This window comes from Faecalimonas nexilis (assembly GCF_059731825.1).
The window spans coordinates 150,467-171,683 of record NZ_AP029189.1; the positions used below are offsets into that span (position 1 = coordinate 150,467).

17 protein-coding genes, 3 tRNA genes and 3 rRNA genes are annotated in these 21,217 nt (G+C 43.5%); 21 read left to right on the forward strand and 2 right to left on the reverse strand.

Features of this window, described 5'->3' with window-relative positions; all coding sequences use genetic code 11:
• The first annotated feature begins 12 nt into the window (after positions 1–12).
• The 3 genes from AC6I5B_RS00720 (at position 13) to AC6I5B_RS00730 (ending at position 2,403) form a co-directional block, all read left to right on the forward strand.
• Positions 13–1,038, forward strand: coding sequence for a 2-keto-3-deoxygluconate permease (locus AC6I5B_RS00720; RefSeq protein WP_270608769.1), 1,026 nt, complete (start codon positions 13–15; stop codon positions 1,036–1,038).
• A 69-nt stretch (positions 1,039–1,107) separates the two neighbouring features.
• The gene (locus AC6I5B_RS00725) at positions 1,108–1,611 is read left to right on the forward strand and encodes a YcxB family protein (RefSeq protein ID WP_270608771.1); all 504 of its coding nucleotides are present in this window, start codon (positions 1,108–1,110) and stop codon (positions 1,609–1,611) included.
• A 27-nt stretch (positions 1,612–1,638) separates the two neighbouring features.
• The gene (locus AC6I5B_RS00730) at positions 1,639–2,403 is read left to right on the forward strand and encodes a DeoR/GlpR family DNA-binding transcription regulator (protein WP_270608772.1); all 765 of its coding nucleotides are present in this window, start codon (positions 1,639–1,641) and stop codon (positions 2,401–2,403) included.
• Between the two features lie 37 nt (positions 2,404–2,440).
• Here the strand turns inward: AC6I5B_RS00730 and AC6I5B_RS00735 are convergent, their stop codons facing one another.
• Positions 2,441–3,304 (reverse strand): methionyl aminopeptidase, encoded by an 864-nt coding sequence (locus AC6I5B_RS00735; RefSeq protein ID WP_004614336.1) that lies wholly within the window; start codon positions 3,302–3,304, stop codon positions 2,441–2,443.
• Positions 3,305–3,431: 127 nt separating this feature from the next.
• On the opposite strand from AC6I5B_RS00735, the gene AC6I5B_RS00740 reads away from it, so the two are divergent.
• The 18 genes from AC6I5B_RS00740 (at position 3,432) to AC6I5B_RS00825 (ending at position 20,538) form a co-directional block, all read left to right on the forward strand.
• On the forward strand, positions 3,432–4,508 hold the full coding sequence (locus tag AC6I5B_RS00740; RefSeq protein ID WP_004614335.1) for a 6-phosphofructokinase: 1,077 nt from the start codon (positions 3,432–3,434) through the stop codon (positions 4,506–4,508).
• Between the two features lie 26 nt (positions 4,509–4,534).
• Positions 4,535–6,094 (forward strand): DNA polymerase III subunit gamma/tau, encoded by a 1,560-nt coding sequence (gene dnaX, locus AC6I5B_RS00745; RefSeq protein WP_441659578.1) that lies wholly within the window; start codon positions 4,535–4,537, stop codon positions 6,092–6,094.
• Between the two features lie 13 nt (positions 6,095–6,107).
• On the forward strand, positions 6,108–6,464 hold the full coding sequence (locus tag AC6I5B_RS00750) for a YbaB/EbfC family nucleoid-associated protein (RefSeq protein WP_004614333.1): 357 nt from the start codon (positions 6,108–6,110) through the stop codon (positions 6,462–6,464).
• Between the two features lie 14 nt (positions 6,465–6,478).
• Positions 6,479–7,075, forward strand: a complete 597-nt coding sequence (gene recR, locus AC6I5B_RS00755) for a recombination mediator RecR (RefSeq protein WP_004614332.1) — start codon at positions 6,479–6,481, stop codon at positions 7,073–7,075.
• Positions 7,075–8,181 carry a LacI family DNA-binding transcriptional regulator gene (locus AC6I5B_RS00760; protein ID WP_497773759.1) on the forward strand — a complete coding sequence of 369 codons (1,107 nt, stop codon included), beginning with the start codon at positions 7,075–7,077 and terminating at the stop codon, positions 8,179–8,181. The genes recR and AC6I5B_RS00760 overlap by 1 nt, the downstream gene beginning before the upstream one ends.
• 245 nt (positions 8,182–8,426) lie before the next feature.
• On the forward strand, positions 8,427–9,080 hold the full coding sequence (gene fsa, locus AC6I5B_RS00765) for a fructose-6-phosphate aldolase (RefSeq protein WP_004614330.1): 654 nt from the start codon (positions 8,427–8,429) through the stop codon (positions 9,078–9,080).
• An 83-nt stretch (positions 9,081–9,163) separates the two neighbouring features.
• Complete coding sequence (locus tag AC6I5B_RS00770) at positions 9,164–10,000, forward strand: transketolase (protein ID WP_004614329.1); 837 nt, start codon at positions 9,164–9,166, stop codon at positions 9,998–10,000.
• Positions 9,988–10,923, forward strand: coding sequence for a transketolase family protein (locus tag AC6I5B_RS00775; protein ID WP_004614328.1), 936 nt, complete (start codon positions 9,988–9,990; stop codon positions 10,921–10,923). Before AC6I5B_RS00770 ends, AC6I5B_RS00775 begins: the two co-directional genes overlap by 13 nt.
• Positions 10,924–11,010: 87 nt before the next feature.
• Positions 11,011–11,496, forward strand: a complete 486-nt coding sequence (locus AC6I5B_RS00780; RefSeq protein ID WP_117787765.1) for an HD domain-containing protein — start codon at positions 11,011–11,013, stop codon at positions 11,494–11,496.
• A gap of 147 nt (positions 11,497–11,643) precedes the next feature.
• Complete coding sequence (locus AC6I5B_RS00785) at positions 11,644–12,684, forward strand: LysM peptidoglycan-binding domain-containing protein (RefSeq protein WP_004614325.1); 1,041 nt, start codon at positions 11,644–11,646, stop codon at positions 12,682–12,684.
• A gap of 57 nt (positions 12,685–12,741) precedes the next feature.
• On the forward strand, positions 12,742–13,989 hold the full coding sequence (locus tag AC6I5B_RS00790; RefSeq protein WP_318253620.1) for a DUF5711 family protein: 1,248 nt from the start codon (positions 12,742–12,744) through the stop codon (positions 13,987–13,989).
• An 8-nt stretch (positions 13,990–13,997) separates the two neighbouring features.
• Entirely contained in the window at positions 13,998–14,789 is a 792-nt protein-coding gene (locus AC6I5B_RS00795; RefSeq protein ID WP_004614323.1) for a CvpA family protein, read from the forward strand.
• Between the two features lie 396 nt (positions 14,790–15,185).
• A 16S ribosomal RNA gene (locus AC6I5B_RS00800) occupies positions 15,186–16,716 on the forward strand.
• 69 nt (positions 16,717–16,785) lie between these two features.
• Positions 16,786–16,903, forward strand: a 5S ribosomal RNA gene (rrf, locus tag AC6I5B_RS00805).
• A 389-nt stretch (positions 16,904–17,292) separates the two neighbouring features.
• Positions 17,293–20,189 (forward strand): 23S ribosomal RNA (locus AC6I5B_RS00810).
• Together the 16S, 23S and 5S rRNA genes with 3 tRNA genes alongside form the textbook arrangement of a ribosomal RNA operon.
• A gap of 87 nt (positions 20,190–20,276) precedes the next feature.
• A tRNA-Asn gene (locus AC6I5B_RS00815) sits at positions 20,277–20,349 on the forward strand.
• A gap of 5 nt (positions 20,350–20,354) precedes the next feature.
• A tRNA-Glu gene (locus AC6I5B_RS00820) sits at positions 20,355–20,426 on the forward strand.
• Positions 20,427–20,467: 41 nt separating this feature from the next.
• Positions 20,468–20,538, forward strand: a tRNA-Cys gene (locus tag AC6I5B_RS00825).
• 94 nt (positions 20,539–20,632) lie between these two features.
• Here the strand turns inward: AC6I5B_RS00825 and AC6I5B_RS00830 are convergent.
• Positions 20,633–21,175 (reverse strand): biotin transporter BioY, encoded by a 543-nt coding sequence (locus tag AC6I5B_RS00830; protein WP_022249828.1) that lies wholly within the window; start codon positions 21,173–21,175, stop codon positions 20,633–20,635.
• Positions 21,176–21,217: the final 42 nt, after the last annotated feature.

The window sequence follows — 21,217 nt, forward strand, 5'->3', positions numbered from 1 at the left end:
GAGGGCATGAAAATGGGCGGAAAAGAAGTAAAGGAACAAAGAGATTTTGATATACTAAATAAAATGAAAAAACTACCGGGCGGACTTGTCATTATTCCGTTGGTCATTGCTGTTCTGCTCGCGACGTTCGTGCCTCAGGTCTTTCAGATTGGTGGGTATGTAACAGCACTTTTCTACGAAGGAAACGCATGTATGATGGGATTTTTCCTGATCGTGTGTGGATCTACAATCAATATCAAACAAGTTGGCATGCCGCTGTATAAAGGTGTTGCGCTTACCGGAATCAAATTCCTGTTAGGTGTTGCGTTTGGGTTGATTGTCGGAAAAATCTGCGGACCGGCAGGATTTCTTGGGATTACACCGTTTGTAATGATTGCGGCTATCACAAACTCCAATGGATCGCTATACATATCACTGTCTTCGCAGTTTGGAAATGCAACAGATACAGGAGCGATTTCGATTTTGTCATTGAATGATGGACCGTTTTTTACATTGGTTGCATTGGGAGCAACAGGACTTGCATCAATTCCGTTTAAATCGTTGATCGCGACATTGATTCCTATTCTGATTGGATTTATCTGGGGAAATCTCGATGCAGGATTCCGAAAAGCATGTGCTACTGCACAGCCGATTGTTACATTTTTCATGACCATTTCAATAGGCGCAAAAACGGATGTCAAGACAATATTGACCGCCGGAGCAGCTGGAATTATATTGGGATTGATCTCAGCAGCAACATCTGTCATCTTTTTCTTTGTATTCAATTTGCTTTTGCCGAAGAAAGAGAGAAATGCAATGGGAGCGGCGATTGGTACGACAGCGCTGAACTCGGCAATGACGCCGGCAGCCGTTGCGGAGGCAGATCCTTCGATGGCTCAGTATACAGATATGGCAACAGCACAATGTGCGACAGCATCTATCATCACATTGTTCCTATGTCCGTTTATTGTAGCATTTTTTGATAAGATGATGAGGAAGAGACAACTTGGTATCTATTCTCCGGAAGGATGGGCATACCAGGGGCAAAAAGTGAATTAAGACAGATTGGAAAAACCCCCTTTTTATGATATAATAAAGGGGGTTTTTAGAAAACAGGGAGAAACTTTTATGGAAGAAAAAATATTTGTACAGATGACAGAAAAAGCACTGTTTGATTTTATGTTGTTTCACACGTATTCGAAGTTTGCGGGATTTTTGAGCAACGTTCTCGGAATGGCAGTGGCGTTTATTGGTATTATCCTTACGATTATGAATAAGGCAACGATAGGACAACTTGTTTTGTATCTGGTGGCTGCTGCGATTTTTGTCAGTTTTACGCCAATCCAGCTAAAGATGCGGGCGAAAAAACAGATGCAGACGAATGCGGAATATAAAGAAGGATGCAGTTATTTATTCCGAAAAGAGAATTTGACTCGGGTGCAGGGAGAGTGTGAGACTGTGTTTGAATGGAATCAAATTGAAAAAGTAGTTTCTACACCTAAGACGATAGGGTTTTATTATGGACCGGACAAGGCGCTGATCGTGCCAAAAGAATGTTTTGAAAATCGGTTTGTACAGATCATGCAGATTGTAATGCAAAATGTGGATATGTCGAAAGTAAATGTTAGATAAGAGTGGCAGAATATGGGGGGGATTATTATGCAGGAACGTCGGAGAGCGATTTTGCAGGAATTAGAAGAATATGGGAAAGTCAAGGTGGCGCAGTTGAGCGAGGAACTGAATTGTTCTGAAGTGACCATACGAAACGATATCAAAGCGATGGAAAAAGAGGGGCTTTTGCAGAGGACGCATGGCGGTGCAATTGCGTTGGAACAAGAGCGTAAACGGAAATATTCGGCCGAGAGTATCTATCGTCATGTAGACAGAAAAAAAGCGATTGCTGCAAGTGCATATGAATATATCGACGATCGCGATACCATCATATTAGATGATGCGTCCAGCAGTTTCTATTTGGCGCTGCATATCAAGCAGCATCCGGAGAAACATGTGGCGATCGTGACGAACTCTCTGCTTGTGGGCAACGAGTTAGAAGGGGTAAAACATGTGGAGCTTTACATGATAGGAGGATATGTGGGAGGACACCTTGCCGCAACAATGGGTGAGGCGGCTGTGGCGAACATGGCGCAGTTTCATGTGGACAAAGCGTTTATCGGTGTGCACGGTATTAATTTTGATGTGGGACTTACTTCGATTGGAACTCCGCAGATGCAGGTAAAGCAGGCTATTTTGAACTCTGCAGAGCAAGTGTTTGTATTGGCGGACAGTAGTAAGTTTGGAGGCGGTTATTTGTCCGTTATCTGTCCTTTGCAGAAGATACACAAGATTATCACAGATAAAGAGGTTGATGAAAAATACATTAGACTGGCGGCAAAAAAACAAGTGTCGATGGTCGTGTCAAAATAAGAAAAGGAATCTCGCAAGTGGGATTCCTTTTTGGTGTCTATTTAGTTAATACTTCGATACCTGTTTCGGTGACAAGCACCATGTATTCGATCTGTGCGGATAATCCGTCATCTTCGGTGTAGACCGTCCAGCCGTTGTCTTCATCTACAAAGAAATCGGGACTTCCTTCGTTGATCATCGGTTCGATGGTGAACATCATTCCCGGAACAAGAACCATCTCGGTTCCTTTTTCAGTGACATAGCTCACAAAAGGTTCTTCGTGAAATTCAAGACCGATTCCGTGACCGCCGATGTCTTCCACCACAGAGTAACCGTTTGCCTGAGCGTGTGAGTTGATTGCATCGGCAATATCCCCGAGATGCCCCCAAGGTTTTGCTGCTGCAAGACCAAGTTCTACACATTCTTCGGTTACTTTTAGAATCTTTTTCGCCCGGTCGGACAATTCGCCGATGGCAAACATTCGGGATGCATCTGAATAATATCCATTGAGAATGGTAGAGACGTCCACGTTGATGATGTCACCTTCCTCTAAAATAATATTTTCGTCTGGAATTCCGTGGCAAACTTCGTTGTTGATGGAAGTGCATACACTTTTTGGAAAACCGTCATATCCAAGTGGCGCAGGAATACCGCCGTGTTCGGTTGTGTAGTCATAGACCAGTTTGTCTATCTCGGCGGTGCTCATCCCTGCGTGAATATGTTTTGCAACGTGATCAAGAACCGCTGTGTTGAGCGCTGCACTTTTTTTGATCTCTTCAATCTGTGCAGGTGTCTTGAGCATACTTCTGTCAGGGACAATGTGTCCTTCGGAAGCTAAAAGTAATATTTTGTCATCAATTTGCATGTGGCATTTTTTATATTTTTTCCCGCTGCCACACCAGCAGAGTTCATTTCGTTCCATAATAAAAATCTCCTTTGAATTGCATCATACTATATAGTATAACGCATTTTTCTGTTGTTAGCACCTATAAAATGGGGTATACTGTTACTGAAATAAATGACTATGTAATGTGAAAGGATGTGTATATATGTTGAGAATTGGAATACTGACAAGCGGCGGAGACTGCCAGGCGTTAAATGCAGCGATGCGCGGCGTGGTAAAAGGGATCACATCGAAGAGAAATGATGTGGAAATCTATGGATTCAAAGACGGGTATAAAGGTCTGATCTATGCCAACTTTGAGATGTTGACAGCAAAAGATTTTTCAGGGATACTCACGGTTGGAGGGACGATTCTCGGAACATCCAGACAGCCGTTCAAATTGATGCGGGTGCCGGACGCCAATGGACTTGACAAGGTGAAGGCGATGAAGCATACATATCATAAATTGAATCTGAACTGCCTTGTGGTGCTTGGTGGAAACGGGACACATAAGACAGCGAATCTGCTTCGAGAGGAAGGTTTGAATGTGATTACACTTCCAAAGACAATTGACAATGATTTATGGGGAACAGATATGACATTTGGTTTCCAAAGTGCAGTGGATATTGCGACGAATACAATTGACTGTATCCATACAACCGCGACATCTCACAGCCGTGTATTTATCGTGGAAGTGATGGGACACAAAGTTGGATGGGTGACATTGCATGCGGGAATTGCAGGAGGCGCTGATATTATCTTGCTTCCGGAGATTCCGTATGATCTGAATGTGATTTCGGAGGCGATTGAAAAACGCACAAAAGCAGGAAAACACTTTACGATTATTGCAGTTGCGGAAGGAGCGATGTCAAAAGAAGAAGCTGCGATGCCGAAGAAAGCTTATAAAGCAAAATTAAAAGAACGCAAATATCCTTCTATTGCATATGAATTGGCAGAAGAGATTCAGAAAAAGACAGATCAGGAAGTACGTATTACGGTGCCGGGGCACACACAAAGAGGAGGTTCCCCTTGCCCTTACGATAGAGTGCTTGCGACAAGGCTCGGAGCTGCTGCGGCAGAATTGATCTTGAAAGAAGAATATGGTTACATGGTCGGGATGAAAAAAGGAGAGACTGTAAAAGTGCCGCTGTCTGAAGTGGCAGGAAAGTTAAAGATGGTGGATCCGGATTCTAAGATCATCAAAGAGGCAAAGCTGACAGGAATCAGTTTTGGAGATAAATAGACGAAGAGAAAGAAAGGAAGTTGGAGATGTCGTATACTGCTTTGTATAGAAAATTTCGCCCGGGGGAATTTGAGGATGTAAAAGGGCAGGATCATATCAGCAAGACATTGCAGAATCAGATAAAAGCAGACCGAATCGGACATGCGTATCTCTTTTGTGGAACGAGGGGGACCGGTAAGACATCGGTTGCGAAGATATTTGCAAAGGCGGTAAACTGTGAGCATCCGGTAAATGGAAGCCCCTGTGGTGTGTGCGACAGCTGTAAAGCAATCAGTTCCGGTACTTCTATGAATGTGATCGAGATAGATGCTGCTTCGAACAATGGTGTTGACAATATCCGTGAGATTCGGGAAGAGGTGGCGTATCGTCCTACGGAAGGAAAATATAAAGTGTATATCATCGACGAGGTGCATATGCTTTCTATTGGGGCGTTTAATGCACTTTTAAAGACACTGGAAGAGCCGCCGGAATATGTTATTTTTATTTTGGCGACAACGGAGGCTCATAAGATACCGATTACAATTCTATCCAGATGTCAGAGGTATGATTTTAAAAGAATTACAATTGATACGATTGCGGCGCGTCTGACAGATCTTATGCAAAAGGAGAATATAGAAGTTGAGGAGAAAGCAATTCGCTATGTTGCAAAGGCGGCGGATGGCTCGATGAGAGATGCGTTAAGCCTTTTGGACCAGTGCATCGCGTTCTATCTTGGGCAGAAGCTGACATATGATAATGTGTTGGAGGTGCTCGGAGCGGTTGACACGGAAGTGTTCAGCAGGCTGCTTCGTGAACTTTTGGAAAGAAATGTTGCGAAAGTGATGAAAAGTCTGGATGAACTTGTTATGCAAGGGCGTGAGCTTTCGCAGCTTGCAGCTGATTTCACGTGGTATTTAAGGAACTTGCTTCTTGCGAAAAGTTCTGATAATATGGAGGATGTGTTAGATGTATCGACAGAGAATCTGGCACAGCTGAAGGAAGAAGCACAGATGATAGAAAATGATACACTGATACGCTATATCAGGATTTTTTCAGAATTGTCCAATCAATTAAAATATGCAACACAGAAGCGGGTTATGATGGAAGTGGCATTTATCAAGCTGTGCAGACCGGAGATGGAAGTGGAGCAGGATACACTGTTAGAACGTATTCGTGCTTTGGAAGAGCAGATGCAGCAAGGGATTGCGGTAAGACCTCAGGCAGCTGCCTATGCGGAACAAACTGTGGAAGAGGAGCCTGGACCAAAGGTGGAACTTACAAAAGCACTTCATGAAGATGTCAAGGCAGTTGCGAAAGATTTTCGTCCGATTGTAAATCAGCTATCGGGCATGCTGCGCAATTGTCTGAAGATGGCAAGGCTGAGTGTAGGCAATCAGGATCAGCTTCTCATTGTGCTTCCGGATGAAGTGAGCGCAGGTGTAGTTGGGACGCCGGAACATAGAGAAGAGATAGAACATCTTATTGAACAAAGAATCGGCAAGACTGTCGCGATCGAAGTTCGGTGTGTGGAAGAAGGACGACGATTTGAGGATAGTTTTGTAGATATAGAAAAAGTGGTACACATGGATATCACGGTAGAAGATTAGGAGGATTATAATTATGGCAAAACGTGGAGGATTTCCAGGTGGAGGAATGCCGGGAAATATGGCAAATTTAATGAAACAGGCTCAGAAGATGCAAAGACAGATGGAAGAGCAGGCAAAAGAGCTTGAGAGTAAAGAATTTACTGCAACAGCAGGAGGCGGTGCAGTGGAAGTGACGGTATCCGGAACGAGAGAAGTGACAAAAGTGAAACTTCAGGAAGAAGTTGTGGATCCGGATGATATTGAGATGCTTGAAGACTTGATTGTGGCAGCTACCAATGAAGCGCTTCGTAAAGTTGAAGCGGAGTCGGCTTCTGCGATGTCAAAACTGACAGGCGGATTAGGCGGCGGAATTCCGGGAATGCCATTTTAAGGAGTGCAAAAGAAATGGATTATTATAGCAGCCAGATAAGTAAATTAATCGAAGAATTATCAAGACTTCCTGGTATTGGTGCAAAGTCAGCTCAGAGGCTGGCTTTTCATATTATCAACATGCCGAAAGAGCAAGTGCAAAGTCTTGCGGGCTCGATGACAGAAGCCAGGGAAAATGTACGCTATTGTAAACAATGCCACACGCTTACCGATCAGGAATTGTGCCCGATTTGCAGCAACAGTAATCGTGATGCAAAGACAATCATGGTGGTGGAGACGACGAGGGATTTGGCGGCTTACGAAAAGACAGGAAAATATCAAGGAGTCTATCATGTGCTTCACGGTGCGATCTCGCCAATGCTTGGGATTGGACCTGGAGATATCAAATTGAAAGAGCTGATGGAACGTCTTCAAGGAGATGTGGATGAGGTGATCATTGCGACAAATTCCAGCCTGGAAGGGGAGACGACGGCGATGTATATCAGCAAATTGATCAAGCCTACCGGTATCAAAGTGAGTAGAATTGCAAGTGGAGTTCCGGTTGGCGGCGATTTGGAATATATAGATGAAGTGACGCTTTTGCGAGCGTTAGAGGGAAGAACAGAGATTTGATGAAAAAAAAGAAAGTGACATCGACAGATATTGCGCGGAAAGCAGGGGTATCTCAGTCGACCGTGTCTATGGTTTTAAATAAAAAATATAATGTTTCTTTTTCGAAAGAGACAATTGAGAGAGTGGAAAAAGCAGCGAAAGAGCTTGGATACGTGGCACCGAAACGCAAGGTGAGAAAAGCGGGAAAAAAGGAAAAGCATTTGGCGGTATTTTGTCCGAACCTTACCAATCCATATTATGTGATGCTTCTGCAAGGGGTTGAGATGCGTGCGCGAGACGAGGAGTATACTTTGTTTGTATGCAATACTCAGCGGGACCTTGGTATGGAAGAACGATATTTAAAGATGATGCCGAGCCTGAATCCGATGGGAATTATCTATATGTGTAATCCGAGTGAATGTTTTATGGATATGGTGGAGCGTCTTACCGAGCGGATTCCGGTCGTGATCATCAATAATCAGAATGAGAAACTGAGTCTGGATGCGGTGGAATTGGATAATTCAAAGCTTGGACGTCTGATGGCGCGTCATCTTCTGGATTTGGGACACAAAAAAGTCGCTTATATTACCCCGCCTCTTACGACAAGGCAAAAACAGCGGTCGAAGAGGACGGAAGGTTTTTTGAAAGAGTTTGAAAAGGAAGGTCTGAAATCACAAGTAATTGTGAAAGAGGCTGGTGAGCAGATGGACATCGGAGTGGCAAATGTGGATTCAGAATATCGCGTGGGATATGAGCTGACTAAGGAGCTTATGGAAGAAGAGACAGATCTGACGGCAATTGTCGGTCTCAACGATATGATTGCGCTTGGAATACTGGATGCTTTGTATGAGCTGAAATACCGGGTGCCACATGATGTTTCGGTGATGGGATGCGACAATATTCTGTTTGGAAAGATGCACAAGGTGGCTTTGACTACGATTGAGCATTTTGTGATTTTTAAGGGAAGAGATGCGTGTGATATTATTATGAAAAAGATTAAGTTTAAATATGCAGACTTTTCTGATATGGAACCGGTAAGCACATATCATGTAGAGTATGAACCTAAATTAATCACGCGCGGAACAACCTCTTATGCCAAGATAACCGACCGGACAAAACAAAAGTGAAATTAATAGAAAAGAGAAAATTATCAATAATAAAAATATGAAAAATATTTGTAAAGAAGCCTGAAAATGGCTTCTTATTTTTATAGCAAAGGAAAATATTTCACATTATAGAAATAATAAGTTTAAAATATTAATAAAAATAATTACTAATAAAAATGTGCCCGGTTGACGGGAGAATAAGGGATGATATAATGAGTTCATAAAGAATTATTCAGGATATTTAGTGGTCGAAGGAGGAAATGAATATGAGATTTTTTATTGACACAGCAAATGTAGAGGATATTAAAAAGGCAAATGATATGGGTGTGATTTGTGGAGTTACAACCAATCCGTCACTGATTGCAAAAGAAGGACGTGTTTTTGAAGAGGTTATTGCAGAGATTGCATCAATTGTAGATGGACCAATCAGCGGAGAAGTGAAAGCTACAACTGTTGACGCAGAAGGAATGATTGCAGAAGGAAGAGCCATTGCGAAAATCCATCCGAATATGGTTGTGAAAATCCCTATGACAGTGGAGGGACTCAAAGCTTGTAAAGTATTGTCCTCAGAAGGAATTAAGACAAATGTGACTTTGATTTTCACGGCGAATCAGGCATTGCTGGCTGCGAGAGCCGGAGCAACATATGTTTCTCCGTTTTTAGGAAGGTTGGATGATATCTCTGTCAGAGGTGTGGATCTGATTTCCGAGATTGCAGAGATTTTTGCAGTTGCAGGGCTGGACACAGAGATCATCGCAGCAAGTGTAAGAAATCCAATCCATGTGACTGACTGTGCTTTGGCCGGAGCAGATATTGCGACTGTTCCATATGCTGTGATTGAACAGATGACAAAACATCCTTTAACAGATCAGGGAATTGCAAAGTTCCAGGCGGATTACAAAGCTGTTTTTGGTGAATAATGAAAATGTACTTGCATATTTGAAATGGTACAAATATAATCAAGAGTGTATTGAACGTAAAATGAAAAAGTAGGAGGCAGCTCATGAACAAATTAGAATTAATGAAAATAGCTAATGAGGTTCGAAAAGGTGCAGTGACGGCTGTTTACAATGCAAAATCCGGACATCCGGGTGGATCACTGTCAGCGGCAGATATTTACGCATATTTATTTTTTGAGGAAATGAATATCGATCCGAAAGAACCGAAAAAAGCAGATAGAGACCGTTTCGTATTATCAAAAGGGCATACAGCGCCTGGATATTATGCTGCATTGGCTCACAGAGGATTTTTCCCGGTGGAAGATCTGACTACACTTCGTAAGGTAGGATCTTATTTACAGGGTCACCCTGATATGAAACATATCCCAGGGGTAGATATGTCAAGTGGTTCCCTTGGACAGGGGATTTCAGCAGCTGTAGGTATGGCACTTTCGGCGAAACTTTCGAATGAAGATTACAGAGTTTACACACTGTTAGGTGACGGCGAGATTCAGGAAGGACAGGTATGGGAGGCAGCAATGCTTGCAAGTCACAGAAAACTGGATAATCTTGTTGTGATCGTAGACAATAACGGACTTCAGATTGATGGTGCAATTGATGAAGTATGCTCGCCATATCCAATTGACAAGAAGTTTGAAGCTTTCAATTTCCATGTGATCAATGTGGATGGACATGACTTTGATGCTTTGGATGCAGCTTTTAAAGAAGCAAGAGAGACAAAAGGTCAGCCGACAGCGATCATTGCAAAGACGATCAAAGGAAAGAACGTGTCGTTTATGGAGAATCAGGCATCATGGCATGGCTCTGCACCGAATGCAGAACAATATGCAGTTGCAATGGCAGATTTAGAGAAAGTAGGTGAAGCACTATGTCAGATGTAAAGAAAATTGCTACTCGTGACAGTTATGGAAATGCCCTTGTAGAATTAGGAAAAGAACATGAAAATCTTGTTGTTTTGGATGCTGACTTAGCAGCTGCCACAAAGACTGGCGTATTTAAGAAAGTATTTCCGGAACGTCACATTGACTGCGGAATTGCAGAATGTAATATGATGGGTGTTGCAGCAGGTCTTGCTACAACAGGAAAGGTTCCGTTTGCAAGTTCGTTTGCAATGTTTGCGGCAGGACGTGCATTTGAGCAGATTCGTAACTCTATCGGATATCCGAAGCTGAATGTAAAAATCGGTGCGACACATGCGGGAATCTCAGTAGGAGAAGACGGTGCGACACATCAGTGTAACGAGGACATTGCGCTGATGAGAACAATTCCGGGGATGGTTGTCATAAACCCATCGGATGATGTGGAAGCAAGAGCGGCAGTAAAAGCGGCTTATAAGCATGAAGGACCTGTTTATCTTCGTTTTGGAAGACTTGCAGTTCCGGTAATCAACGATCGTGAAGATTATAAATTTGAACTTGGAAAAGGTGTTGTTCTTCGTGAAGGAAAGGACATCACTTTGATCGCCACAGGTCTTCCGGTAGCTGAGACACTGGAAGCGGCGGAAAAATTAGCGGCAGATGGTATCGATGCAAAAGTAATTAACATCCATACAATCAAACCTTTGGACGAAGAATTGATTGTGGAAGCTGCAAAAGAGACTGGAAAAGTAGTTACAATTGAAGAACATTCCGTGATTGGCGGACTTGGAAGTGCGGTTTGTGATGTGTTATCGGAAAAAGCACCTACAAAAGTTCTGAAGATTGGTATCAATGATACTTATGGAGAATCAGGACCGGCAGTTGAGTTGGTTAAAAAATACGGTTTAGATGCGGAAAGCATTTATAAAAAAATAAAAGAGTTTTAATAAAAACATAAGAGGCGAGAGTGTTGACACTTTCGCCTCTTATGTTTTATGATGTTTGAGAAATCAAAATGTTATGAGGGATGCAAAATGTTTAGAAAAATTCAAGATAAACTATACAGTCTGCGGGATGAATGGAAATATGATTTTTATGATTGTATTCGAGATATTGCCGAACATCCTGTCGTGCTTCGCATGAAATTATATCCACATCATGGCACGACGAATTGCTATCAGCATTGTGTCCATGTGGCATATTACAATTATCAGTGGTGCCGTTTTTTTCATTTAGATGCAAGATCGGCGGCGAGAGGGGCGATGCTTCATGACTTGTTTTTGTACGACTGGCACACACATGCGAAAAAAACGGGAGATCATTTTCATGGACTCACACATCCGAAGACAGCGTTAAAGAATGCGAGCAAATTTTTTGAACTGAATGAGATTGAAAAAGATATTATCTATAATCATATGTGGCCGGTTACTTTTTTTAGAATACCAAAAACAAAGGAAGGGTTTATTACGACTCTTACCGACAAATATTGCGGGGCATGCGAGACAAGTAAAAGAAGATGATGACGAAAGGATAGGAGAAAAGCGTTTTCCCTATCCTTTCTTTGGAATTTATGTCGAACAGTTTCTGGAAGGGGCGACAGTATCTGATAAATTCAGCACTTTTCATATGCTATGATGAGGAAAAATATGCAGATGAGGTGAAAGAAAATGAAAAAACAACTTCCAAAAAATGTTCGACAAATAGGAAATGTAAGTGACAGTTCAAAAATCTATGTAGAAGATTATGTAGACACATTTTTTAATCAACTGTGTGATAAGACCGACCAGATGCCAATCGGAGCGTTTTTGGTCGGAGAAAAAGTACAAGAAGAGGATCAGGATTTGATTTACATATACGGTGCAATTCGGATGAGCGAAGTGACCATGAAAGGACAGGATATCCACGTTCAGGATACGGTTTGGAAAAATGCATGTGAAGTCTGTAAACAATATTTTGAAAATGCAGAGATTTTAGGGTGGTTTTTGACTGTTCCGGGACAACCGCTGGAGGCAAATCATAACATAAAGAAAATTCACGAAAAATTTTTCTCCAGAGAGAAAAGCATTTTTGTCTTAAAAAATACAGTTGACCGAGAGGAGCAGTTTTATATACATAAATATCAGGACTTGATGGAGTGCGGCGGACACTATATTTATTATGAGAAAAATTTGGAAATGCAGAATTATATGATTGCGAGTCGTAAAAATAATGGAGTAACACCCAGTGAAACTATTGAGGATCGAGTTACAAAGAATTTTCGTGATGTCATAAAAGAAAAGATGGAAAAAAACGAAGAAAGACACGGCGCGAGATTCATATATGCGGCAAGTACTTTTCTTGTTCTTGTGGTGTTTGTGATAGGGGTTACGATGATCAATAATTATGATAAAATGCAGGGAGTTCAACAATCGCTGGATACTATCTCCAAATCTGTTTCTAATAAAGAAGGGGATAAGGTGATGGAGACAGGCGGTGAGGTTATCGAAGAAGAAAAAGAACAAGAAGGAGACAAAATCTTAGAGGAACCTGAGAATCCGGAGGCACAAATTCTGGAAGATGACATTTATGTAGTTGAAAAGGGAGATACCCTTGCAACAATCAGTCGAAAAGTATATGGAGATATATCCCATGTGGAGGCGATCTGTAAGATGAATGGTTTGGAGAATGGAAATCTCATCTTTATCGGACAAAAGTTGTTGTTACCATAGTAAAATGTGCTATACTATTGATGTAGCATGAACCAAAGAAGAAATAAAGGGGAGCATATGAAGAAGAAATTTGGTTTTCATATTGTAAAAGAAAAAAAAGACCCGACGGAGGAGATTGCAGATGATATTATAGATGAACTGCAGGATAGCCAGAATCCGATGCGGGAGATGGAGTTAAAAATAAAGGCGCATAGATATCGATTTTTTCGACGGGTTGTGATCGTTGCGGTATCTGTTGTTGTGGTGACTGCGGGAGTGGGGCTGTTTTTGAAATACCAGACATATGAGAATGTCGCTGTGACCGCTACATATGAGAATGAAGAGGCGGATAACAGTAATTACAGAGAGTATGCCGGAGGGGGTTTGAAATACAGTCGAGATGGCATTGTTTATTTAGATAAAAAAGGTCAGGAAATATGGAATCAGCCGTGTCAGATGAAGAATCCGATTGTGGAAGTGTGCAAAGGAACGGCAGCTGTTGGGGATCAAAGTGGGACAAGCATTTTGGTGTTTCAAAAAGATGGACTAAAAGGAGAGATTAAAACAACGAGTCCAATCCAAAAGCTGGTTGTTTCGGAACAGGGAATCGTAGGGGTGGTGCTCAAAGGAGAATCTACACAGCAGATTATTTGTTATGATGCAAAAGGGAATATTCTTGTGGAGCAGAACACTTCACTTGCAAATACTGGATATCCGTTGGATATTGCCATTTCCAATAATGGAGAAGCACTTCTTGTTTCATACTTATCTACAAAAGGCAGCGAAGCGATGACGAAAGTAGTTTGTTATAATTTTGGTGAGGCTGGAGAAGAGAAGAAAGATCACGAAGTTTTTGAAAAAGAATATGAGAACGAAGTGGTCCCGACGGTTGCGTTTTTGGATGAGAAAACTTCTGTGCTGATAGGGAATGATATGCTGGTGTTCTATAGTGGTTTGGAAGATCTTCAGCAGGTCAAAAAGATAAAGATTAAAAAAGAGATAAAAAGTGTGTCATATGATAAGAGCGGAGTGGCGCTTGTTCTGAAAAATTCTGGAAAAAGCGGATATGAACTGCGCATTTATAATACAAAGGGGAAACAGATACTGTCAAAAGATTTTGAGGGTGAGTACGGAAATATAAAAATGACCGGTAACCAGGTGGTTTTGTATGATGGAAATAAATGCATGATATTTGATCGATCTGGAGTTTGTAAATTTGAAGGAAAGATGGAGTCAAATATTATAGAGATTTTCCGAATGACAGGTCTGAATAAATACATGGTGATAAGTGCAGAAGGACTTCAGGAAGTTCATCTGGTGAAATAGGAGAGTATATGAATGGATTATTAATTTTAGTCGGTATTATACTTTTGGTATGTGTGATTGCCGGTTTGGTTCGAGGGTTTATAAAAATAGTGGCTTCATTAGCTGCAACAATCATTATTATCGTATTGGTGGTTTTTCTTACGCCATATGTGAGTAAAGGAATTTTAAAAGTGACACCTTTAGAGAGGATGGTACAGGAAAAATGTGTGGAATTATTAACTCCGGATTTGGAAGATATGGATTTGTCGGGGATTGAAATCAATGGACAAAAGTTAGATGGAATTGATCTGGAAGCGGCTGGGATTACGGAAGAAGATATAAAAAATCTGATAGGAAAGATTGATCTGACGAGAGAACAGCAGATTTCGGCGATTGAAAATGCAAATATTCCACAATTATTTCGTGATTTACTCTTAGAAAATAATAATGCAGAGATTTATAAAAATCTGGGAGTCAGTACGTTTGGTGAGTATGTTGGGGCGTATATGGCGAAAGTGATTGCGGATTTTGTGGGATTTCTGCTGACACTTCTAATAGTTACAATAGTTGTCCGCACAATTGTCTATATGCTTGGATTGATCAGCGATCTTCCGGTTATAGGCGGACTCAACAGAATTGCGGGCGGAGTGCTTGGAATGGCAACAGGGGTGATTATTATCTGGGTGATTTTAATTGTTGTGACATTATTGTATACGACTTCAATAGGAAAGATTTGTTTTGAAAATATTGCAGATAGTCAGATACTTACATTTTTGTATGATCACAATCCGCTTTTGGAAGCTATTACTAGATTTAGGTAGGAGCGAAGTTTTAGAGAAAATTTTAGAGAAATAATGAGGAAAAAGGTACCGTAAAATAACGATGGAAAGTTATTTTGCGGTATTTTTAAAAAAATTAAAAAATGTATTGACAGTTACGTAAAGCCATGATAAAATAACGTTCGTTGTCAAGGAGAGACAAAAACAACTTAAAAAGAATTTGAAAAAAATTAAAAAAGTTGTTGACAAGCGAAAAGAGATGTGGTAATCTAATATAGCTGTCGCAAGACAACAAAGAACATTGATAATTAAACAACAGATGACAAGATAACCCTGAAAAATTCTTAAAAGAGAAAAATTCAGAACAGACATGAAAATGTCAACCTAAAACAGTAAAGGGAAAGATAGCTAGCAGTTATCTGAACCGGAACAAACACTTTTAACGAGAGTTTGATCCTGGCTCAGGATGAACGCTGGCGGCGTGCTTAACACATGCAAGTCGAACGAAGCGCTTAAACGGATTTCTTCGGATTGAAGTTTTTGCGACTGAGTGGCGGACGGGTGAGTAACGCGTGGGTAACCTGCCTCGTACAGGGGGATAACAGTTAGAAATGACTGCTAATACCGCATGAGCGCACAGTGCTGCATGGCACAGTGTGAAAAACTCCGGTGGTATGAGATGGACCCGCGTCTGATTAGCTAGTTGGTGGGGTAACGGCCTACCAAGGCGACGATCAGTAGCCGGCCTGAGAGGGTGAACGGCCACATTGGGACTGAGACACGGCCCAAACTCCTACGGGAGGCAGCAGTGGGGAATATTGCACAATGGGGGAAACCCTGATGCAGCGACGCCGCGTGAGCGAAGAAGTATTTCGGTATGTAAAGCTCTATCAGCAGGGAAGAAAATGACGGTACCTGACTAAGAAGCACCGGCTAAATACGTGCCAGCAGCCGCGGTAATACGTATGGTGCAAGCGTTATCCGGATTTACTGGGTGTAAAGGGAGCGTAGACGGTTGTGTAAGTCTGATGTGAAAGCCCGGGGCTCAACCCCGGGACTGCATTGGAAACTATGTAACTAGAGTGTCGGAGAGGTAAGCGGAATTCCTAGTGTAGCGGTGAAATGCGTAGATATTAGGAGGAACACCAGTGGCGAAGGCGGCTTACTGGACGATCACTGACGTTGAGGCTCGAAAGCGTGGGGAGCAAACAGGATTAGATACCCTGGTAGTCCACGCCGTAAACGATGACTACTAGGTGTCGGGGAGCAAAGCTCTTCGGTGCCGCAGCAAACGCAATAAGTAGTCCACCTGGGGAGTACGTTCGCAAGAATGAAACTCAAAGGAATTGACGGGGACCCGCACAAGCGGTGGAGCATGTGGTTTAATTCGAAGCAACGCGAAGAACCTTACCTGGTCTTGACATCCCGGTGACCGGCAAGTAATGTTGCCTTTCCTTCGGGACACCGGTGACAGGTGGTGCATGGTTGTCGTCAGCTCGTGTCGTGAGATGTTGGGTTAAGTCCCGCAACGAGCGCAACCCCTATCTTCAGTAGCCAGCATTTAAGGTGGGCACTCTGGAGAGACTGCCAGGGATAACCTGGAGGAAGGTGGGGATGACGTCAAATCATCATGCCCCTTATGACCAGGGCTACACACGTGCTACAATGGCGTAAACAAAGGGAAGCGAACCTGTGAGGGGAAGCAAATCTCAAAAATAACGTCTCAGTTCGGATTGTAGTCTGCAACTCGACTACATGAAGCTGGAATCGCTAGTAATCGCGAATCAGCATGTCGCGGTGAATACGTTCCCGGGTCTTGTACACACCGCCCGTCACACCATGGGAGTCAGTAACGCCCGAAGTCAGTGACCCAACCGTAAGGAGGGAGCTGCCGAAGGTGGGACCGATAACTGGGGTGAAGTCGTAACAAGGTAGCCGTATCGGAAGGTGCGGCTGGATCACCTCCTTTCTAGGGAAGAAGTAAGGGATTGAAAGAAATCTGTTGTTTAGTTATGAGTGCTCAAAGAGTACAAAACTTTTCGGTGGCGATACGCCCAGGGGAAACACCCGTACCCATCCCGAACACGATGGTTAAGACCTGGGAGGCCGATGGTACTGCACTGGAGACGGTGTGGGAGAGTAGGTGGCTGCCGAATCTATAAGAAAATAAGCGAAAGCTTTTTTATATAGATACAGACATGAACACAAAGATAAATGAAAAATAGTAGTATTGATTAGTGGAAAATAGCGTCATGTCAACCCGACCAGCAGGGCAGTGCTGTTTAACATAACTGGATTTACCAGTGATCAGAGATGAAAAGAGATTTTGATTTCTGATGACTGATAAAACAGTCAAAAAAGAATGTACCTTGAAAATCGCATACAAGAAACGAAATGATAAGAAAAATATCAAGACATCCGAGGTAATTGTTAAAACTAATAATTAACTCATTCGAACACAACGAATTAAAAAAATGACCTATTACCAACGCACATCACGCTAGGTGTGTGTAGCAGACATCCATTCCCGTGGATGGAAGCAGTTGGTTATGCTAGAAAGAGCGTATGGTGGATGCCTTGGCACTAAGAGCCGATGAAAGACGTGATAAGCTGCGAAAAGCTTCGGGGAGGAGCAAATATCCTACGATCCGGAGATATCTGAATGGGGAAACCCGGCGGAGCAACCCTCCGTCATCTTAACGCGAATCCATAACGTTAAGAAGGGAACCCGGTGAACTGAAACATCTAAGTAGCCGGAGGAAGAGAAAGAAACATCGATTCTGTGAGTAGCGGCGAGCGAAAGCGGAAGAGCCCAAACCGACCTGCGTGCAGGTCGGGGTTCGGACTGCAAAATTGACGAGCGAGTCTAATAGAAAGGTTTTGGGAAAGCCTGCCAGAGAGGGTGAAAGCCCCGTACATGAAAGACGAGTGAGCATGGCAGTATCCAGAGTACCACGAGACACGAGAAACCTTGTGGGAATGAGCGGGGACCACCCCGTAAGGCTAAATACTCCTTAGTGACCGATAGCGCATAGTACTGTGAAGGAAAGGTGAAAAGGACCCCGGGAGGGGAGTGAAAGAGAACCTGAAACCATATGTTTACAAGCTGTGGAAGAGCTTTACATGCTCAACCGCGTACTTTTTGTAGAACGGTCCGGCGAGTTGCGCTGGCTGGCGAGGTTAAGGACTGAAGGTCCGGAGCCGAAGGGAAACCAAGTCTGAATAGGGCGAATATAGTCAGTCGGAGCAGACCCGAAACCGGGTGATCTACCCATGTCCAGGTTGAAGTTGCCGTAAAAGGCAATGGAGGACCGAACGCACATCCGTTGAAAAGGGTGGCGATGAGGTGTGGGTAGGGGAGAAATTCCAATCGAACCCGGAGATAGCTGGTTCTCCTCGAAATAGCTTTAGGGCTAGCCTCATACGAGTCTTGCGGAGGTAGAGCACTGAATTTCCTAGGGGGCGTCAAAGCTTACCGAAGAATATCAAACTCCGAATGCCGCGTAGATGATGTATGGGAGTCAGACTATACGAGATAAGTTGGATAGTCGAAAGGGAAAGAGCCCAGACCACCGGCTAAGGTCCCAAAATGTGTGTTAAGTGGAAAAGGATGTGGGATTTCGAAGACAACCAGGATGTTGGCTTAGAAGCAGCCATACATTAAAAGAGTGCGTAATAGCTCACTGGTCGAGAGGTCCTGCGCCGAAAATGTCCGGGGCTGAAACACACTACCGAAGCCGTGGAATCATCGCAAGATGATTGGTAGAGGAGCATTCTTAAAGAGAAGAAGCTGTACCGGAAGGAGCAGTGGATTTTTAAGAAGAGAGAATGCCGGAATGAGTAGCGAGAGGAAGGTGAGAATCCTTCCGGCCGAATATCTAAGGTTTCCAGAGTAAAGCTGATCTGCTCTGGGTAAGTCGGGGCCTAAGGCGAGGTCGAAAGACGTAGTCGATGGATAACAGGTTGAAATTCCTGTACTATGATATGACAGAACTGTGGGGACACGTGTGGAAAGCGGAAGCCGGGAATGGAAAGACCGGTGCAAGCAAGGTAAGAGACTGGTTGGCAAATCCGCCAGTCAATCTGAAGATGTGATGCGTACTGAAATATAAGTAAGGAAGTCCGTGAGCCATGCGTCAAGAAAAGCCGCTATTGTTCATATCGTACCCGTACCGTAAACCGACACAGGTGGATGAGGAGAGAATCCTAAGGCCGACGGGAGAAGCATTGTTAAGGAACTCGGCAAAATGACTCCGTAACTTCGGGAGAAGGAGTGCCAGTGAGAGCTGGCCGCAGAGAATTGGCCCAAGCAACTGTTTAGCAAAAACACAGGTCTATGCAAAACCGAAAGGTGAAGTATATGGGCTGACGCCTGCCCGGTGCTGGAAGGTTAAGGGGAGAGGTTAGCAGTAATGCGAAGCTTTGAACTTAAGCCCCAGTAAACGGCGGCCGTAACTATAACGGTCCTAAGGTAGCGAAATTCCTTGTCGGGTAAGTTCCGACCCGCACGAAAGGCGTAATGATTTGGGCACTGTCTCGACAATGCACCCGGTGAAATTGAAATACCAGTGAAGATGCTGGTTACCTGCGCCAGGACGGAAAGACCCCATGGAGCTTTACTCCAGCTTGATACTGGGATTCGATATTGCATGTACAGGATAGGTGGGAGACTAGGAAGCGGTGACGCCAGTTGCCGCAGAGTCGCTGTTGGGATACCACCCTTGCAGTATTGGATTTCTAACCAGCAGCCGTGAACCGGCTGGGGGACAATGTCAGGTGGGGAGTTTGACTGGGGCGGTCGCCTCCGAAAGGGTATCGGAGGCGCTCAAAGGTTCCCTCAGAATGGTTGGAAACCATTCGAAGAGTGCAAAGGCAGAAGGGAGCTTGACTGCGACACCGACGGGTGGAGCAGGTACGAAAGTAGGACTTAGTGATCCGGTGGTATAAAGTGGGATTGCCATCGCTCAACGGATAAAAGCTACCCTGGGGATAACAGGCTTATCACTCCCAAGAGTTCACATCGACGGAGTGGTTTGGCACCTCGATGTCGGCTCATCGCATCCTGGGGCTGGAGTAGGTCCCAAGGGTTGGGCTGTTCGCCCATTAAAGCGGTACGCGAGCTGGGTTCAGAACGTCGTGAGACAGTTCGGTCCCTATCCGGCGTGGGCGTAGGATATTTGAGAGGAGCTGACCTTAGTACGAGAGGACCGGGTTGGACTGGCCGCTGGTGAATCTGTTGTTCTACCAAGAGCATGGCAGAGTAGCCAAGCCGGGAAGGGATAAACGCTGAAGGCATCTAAGCGTGAAGCCCCCCTCAAGATGAGATATCCCATAACGTCAAGTTAGTAAGACCCCTTGAAGACGACAAGGTAGATAGGACAGAGGTGGAAGTGCAGTAATGTATGCAGCTGACTGTTACTAATCGGTCGAGGGCATAACCAAAAGGTGATAGGAACAAGAAGGATGAAGAGAGACTTATCGAGTGGATTGTATGTGATTTTGAAGGCACATGAAAGTACCTGAAAATAATCCTCCTTAGCTCAGTCGGTAGAGCACTCGGCTGTTAACCGAGTTGTCGTTGGTTCGAGTCCAACAGGGGGAGTTTTTGGCTCCTTGGTCAAGCGGTTAAGACATCGCCCTTTCACGGCGGTAACACGGGTTCGATTCCCGTAGGAGTCACTTAAGCCACAGGATATGTTCTTGTGGTTACAATTAGATATGGCGCCATAGCCAAGTGGTAAGGCAAAGGTCTGCAACACCTCTATCACCAGTTCAAATCTGGTTGGCGCCTTTAAAATATATCGAAAGTTTAAAGCTTTCGATATTTTTTATTGTGAGAATTTTGTTCTATGTAATGAAAAATGCTTGCATAATAAAGGAGAGCCCTAGGATAATCCCGGGACTCTCTTTCTTAGATTTAATCCAAGTATACTTGCCAAGATGGCTTTTAAAATAGCAGTAGGAATAAATGGAAGCACACAAGCTGTGAGTGCAACCCAAACGGTGCTGTGCATGATGATACAGAACATAACAACACCAAAAAGATAATTAATGCATGTTCCGAGAATCAGACAAAAAGTAAAACAGCCTTTAAAACGATTTTTGTACTCAACGCCAAGTCCGATAATGAACGCCATAATTGGAAATGAGATGATAAAACCACCGGTTGGGCCAACCAAAAGTTGATATCCACCGCTAAAGTTCGCGAATACGGGAACACCAACTGCTCCAAGCAGCACATAGATGAGAGAAGCTACAGCTCCTTTTTTAGAGCCGAGTATAATTCCGGCTAGTGTGATGGCAAAGGTTTGCATGGTCATTGGAACACCAAGAGGCATTGGAATGGATATTTGCGCCATAATAACGATGACGGCAGTAACTACACCAATCATACATAGATCCAGTGTTTTAAAGTTGGTTTTTTGCATATAAGTTTCCTCCATAAGATTATTGTAAATAAATACATTTTT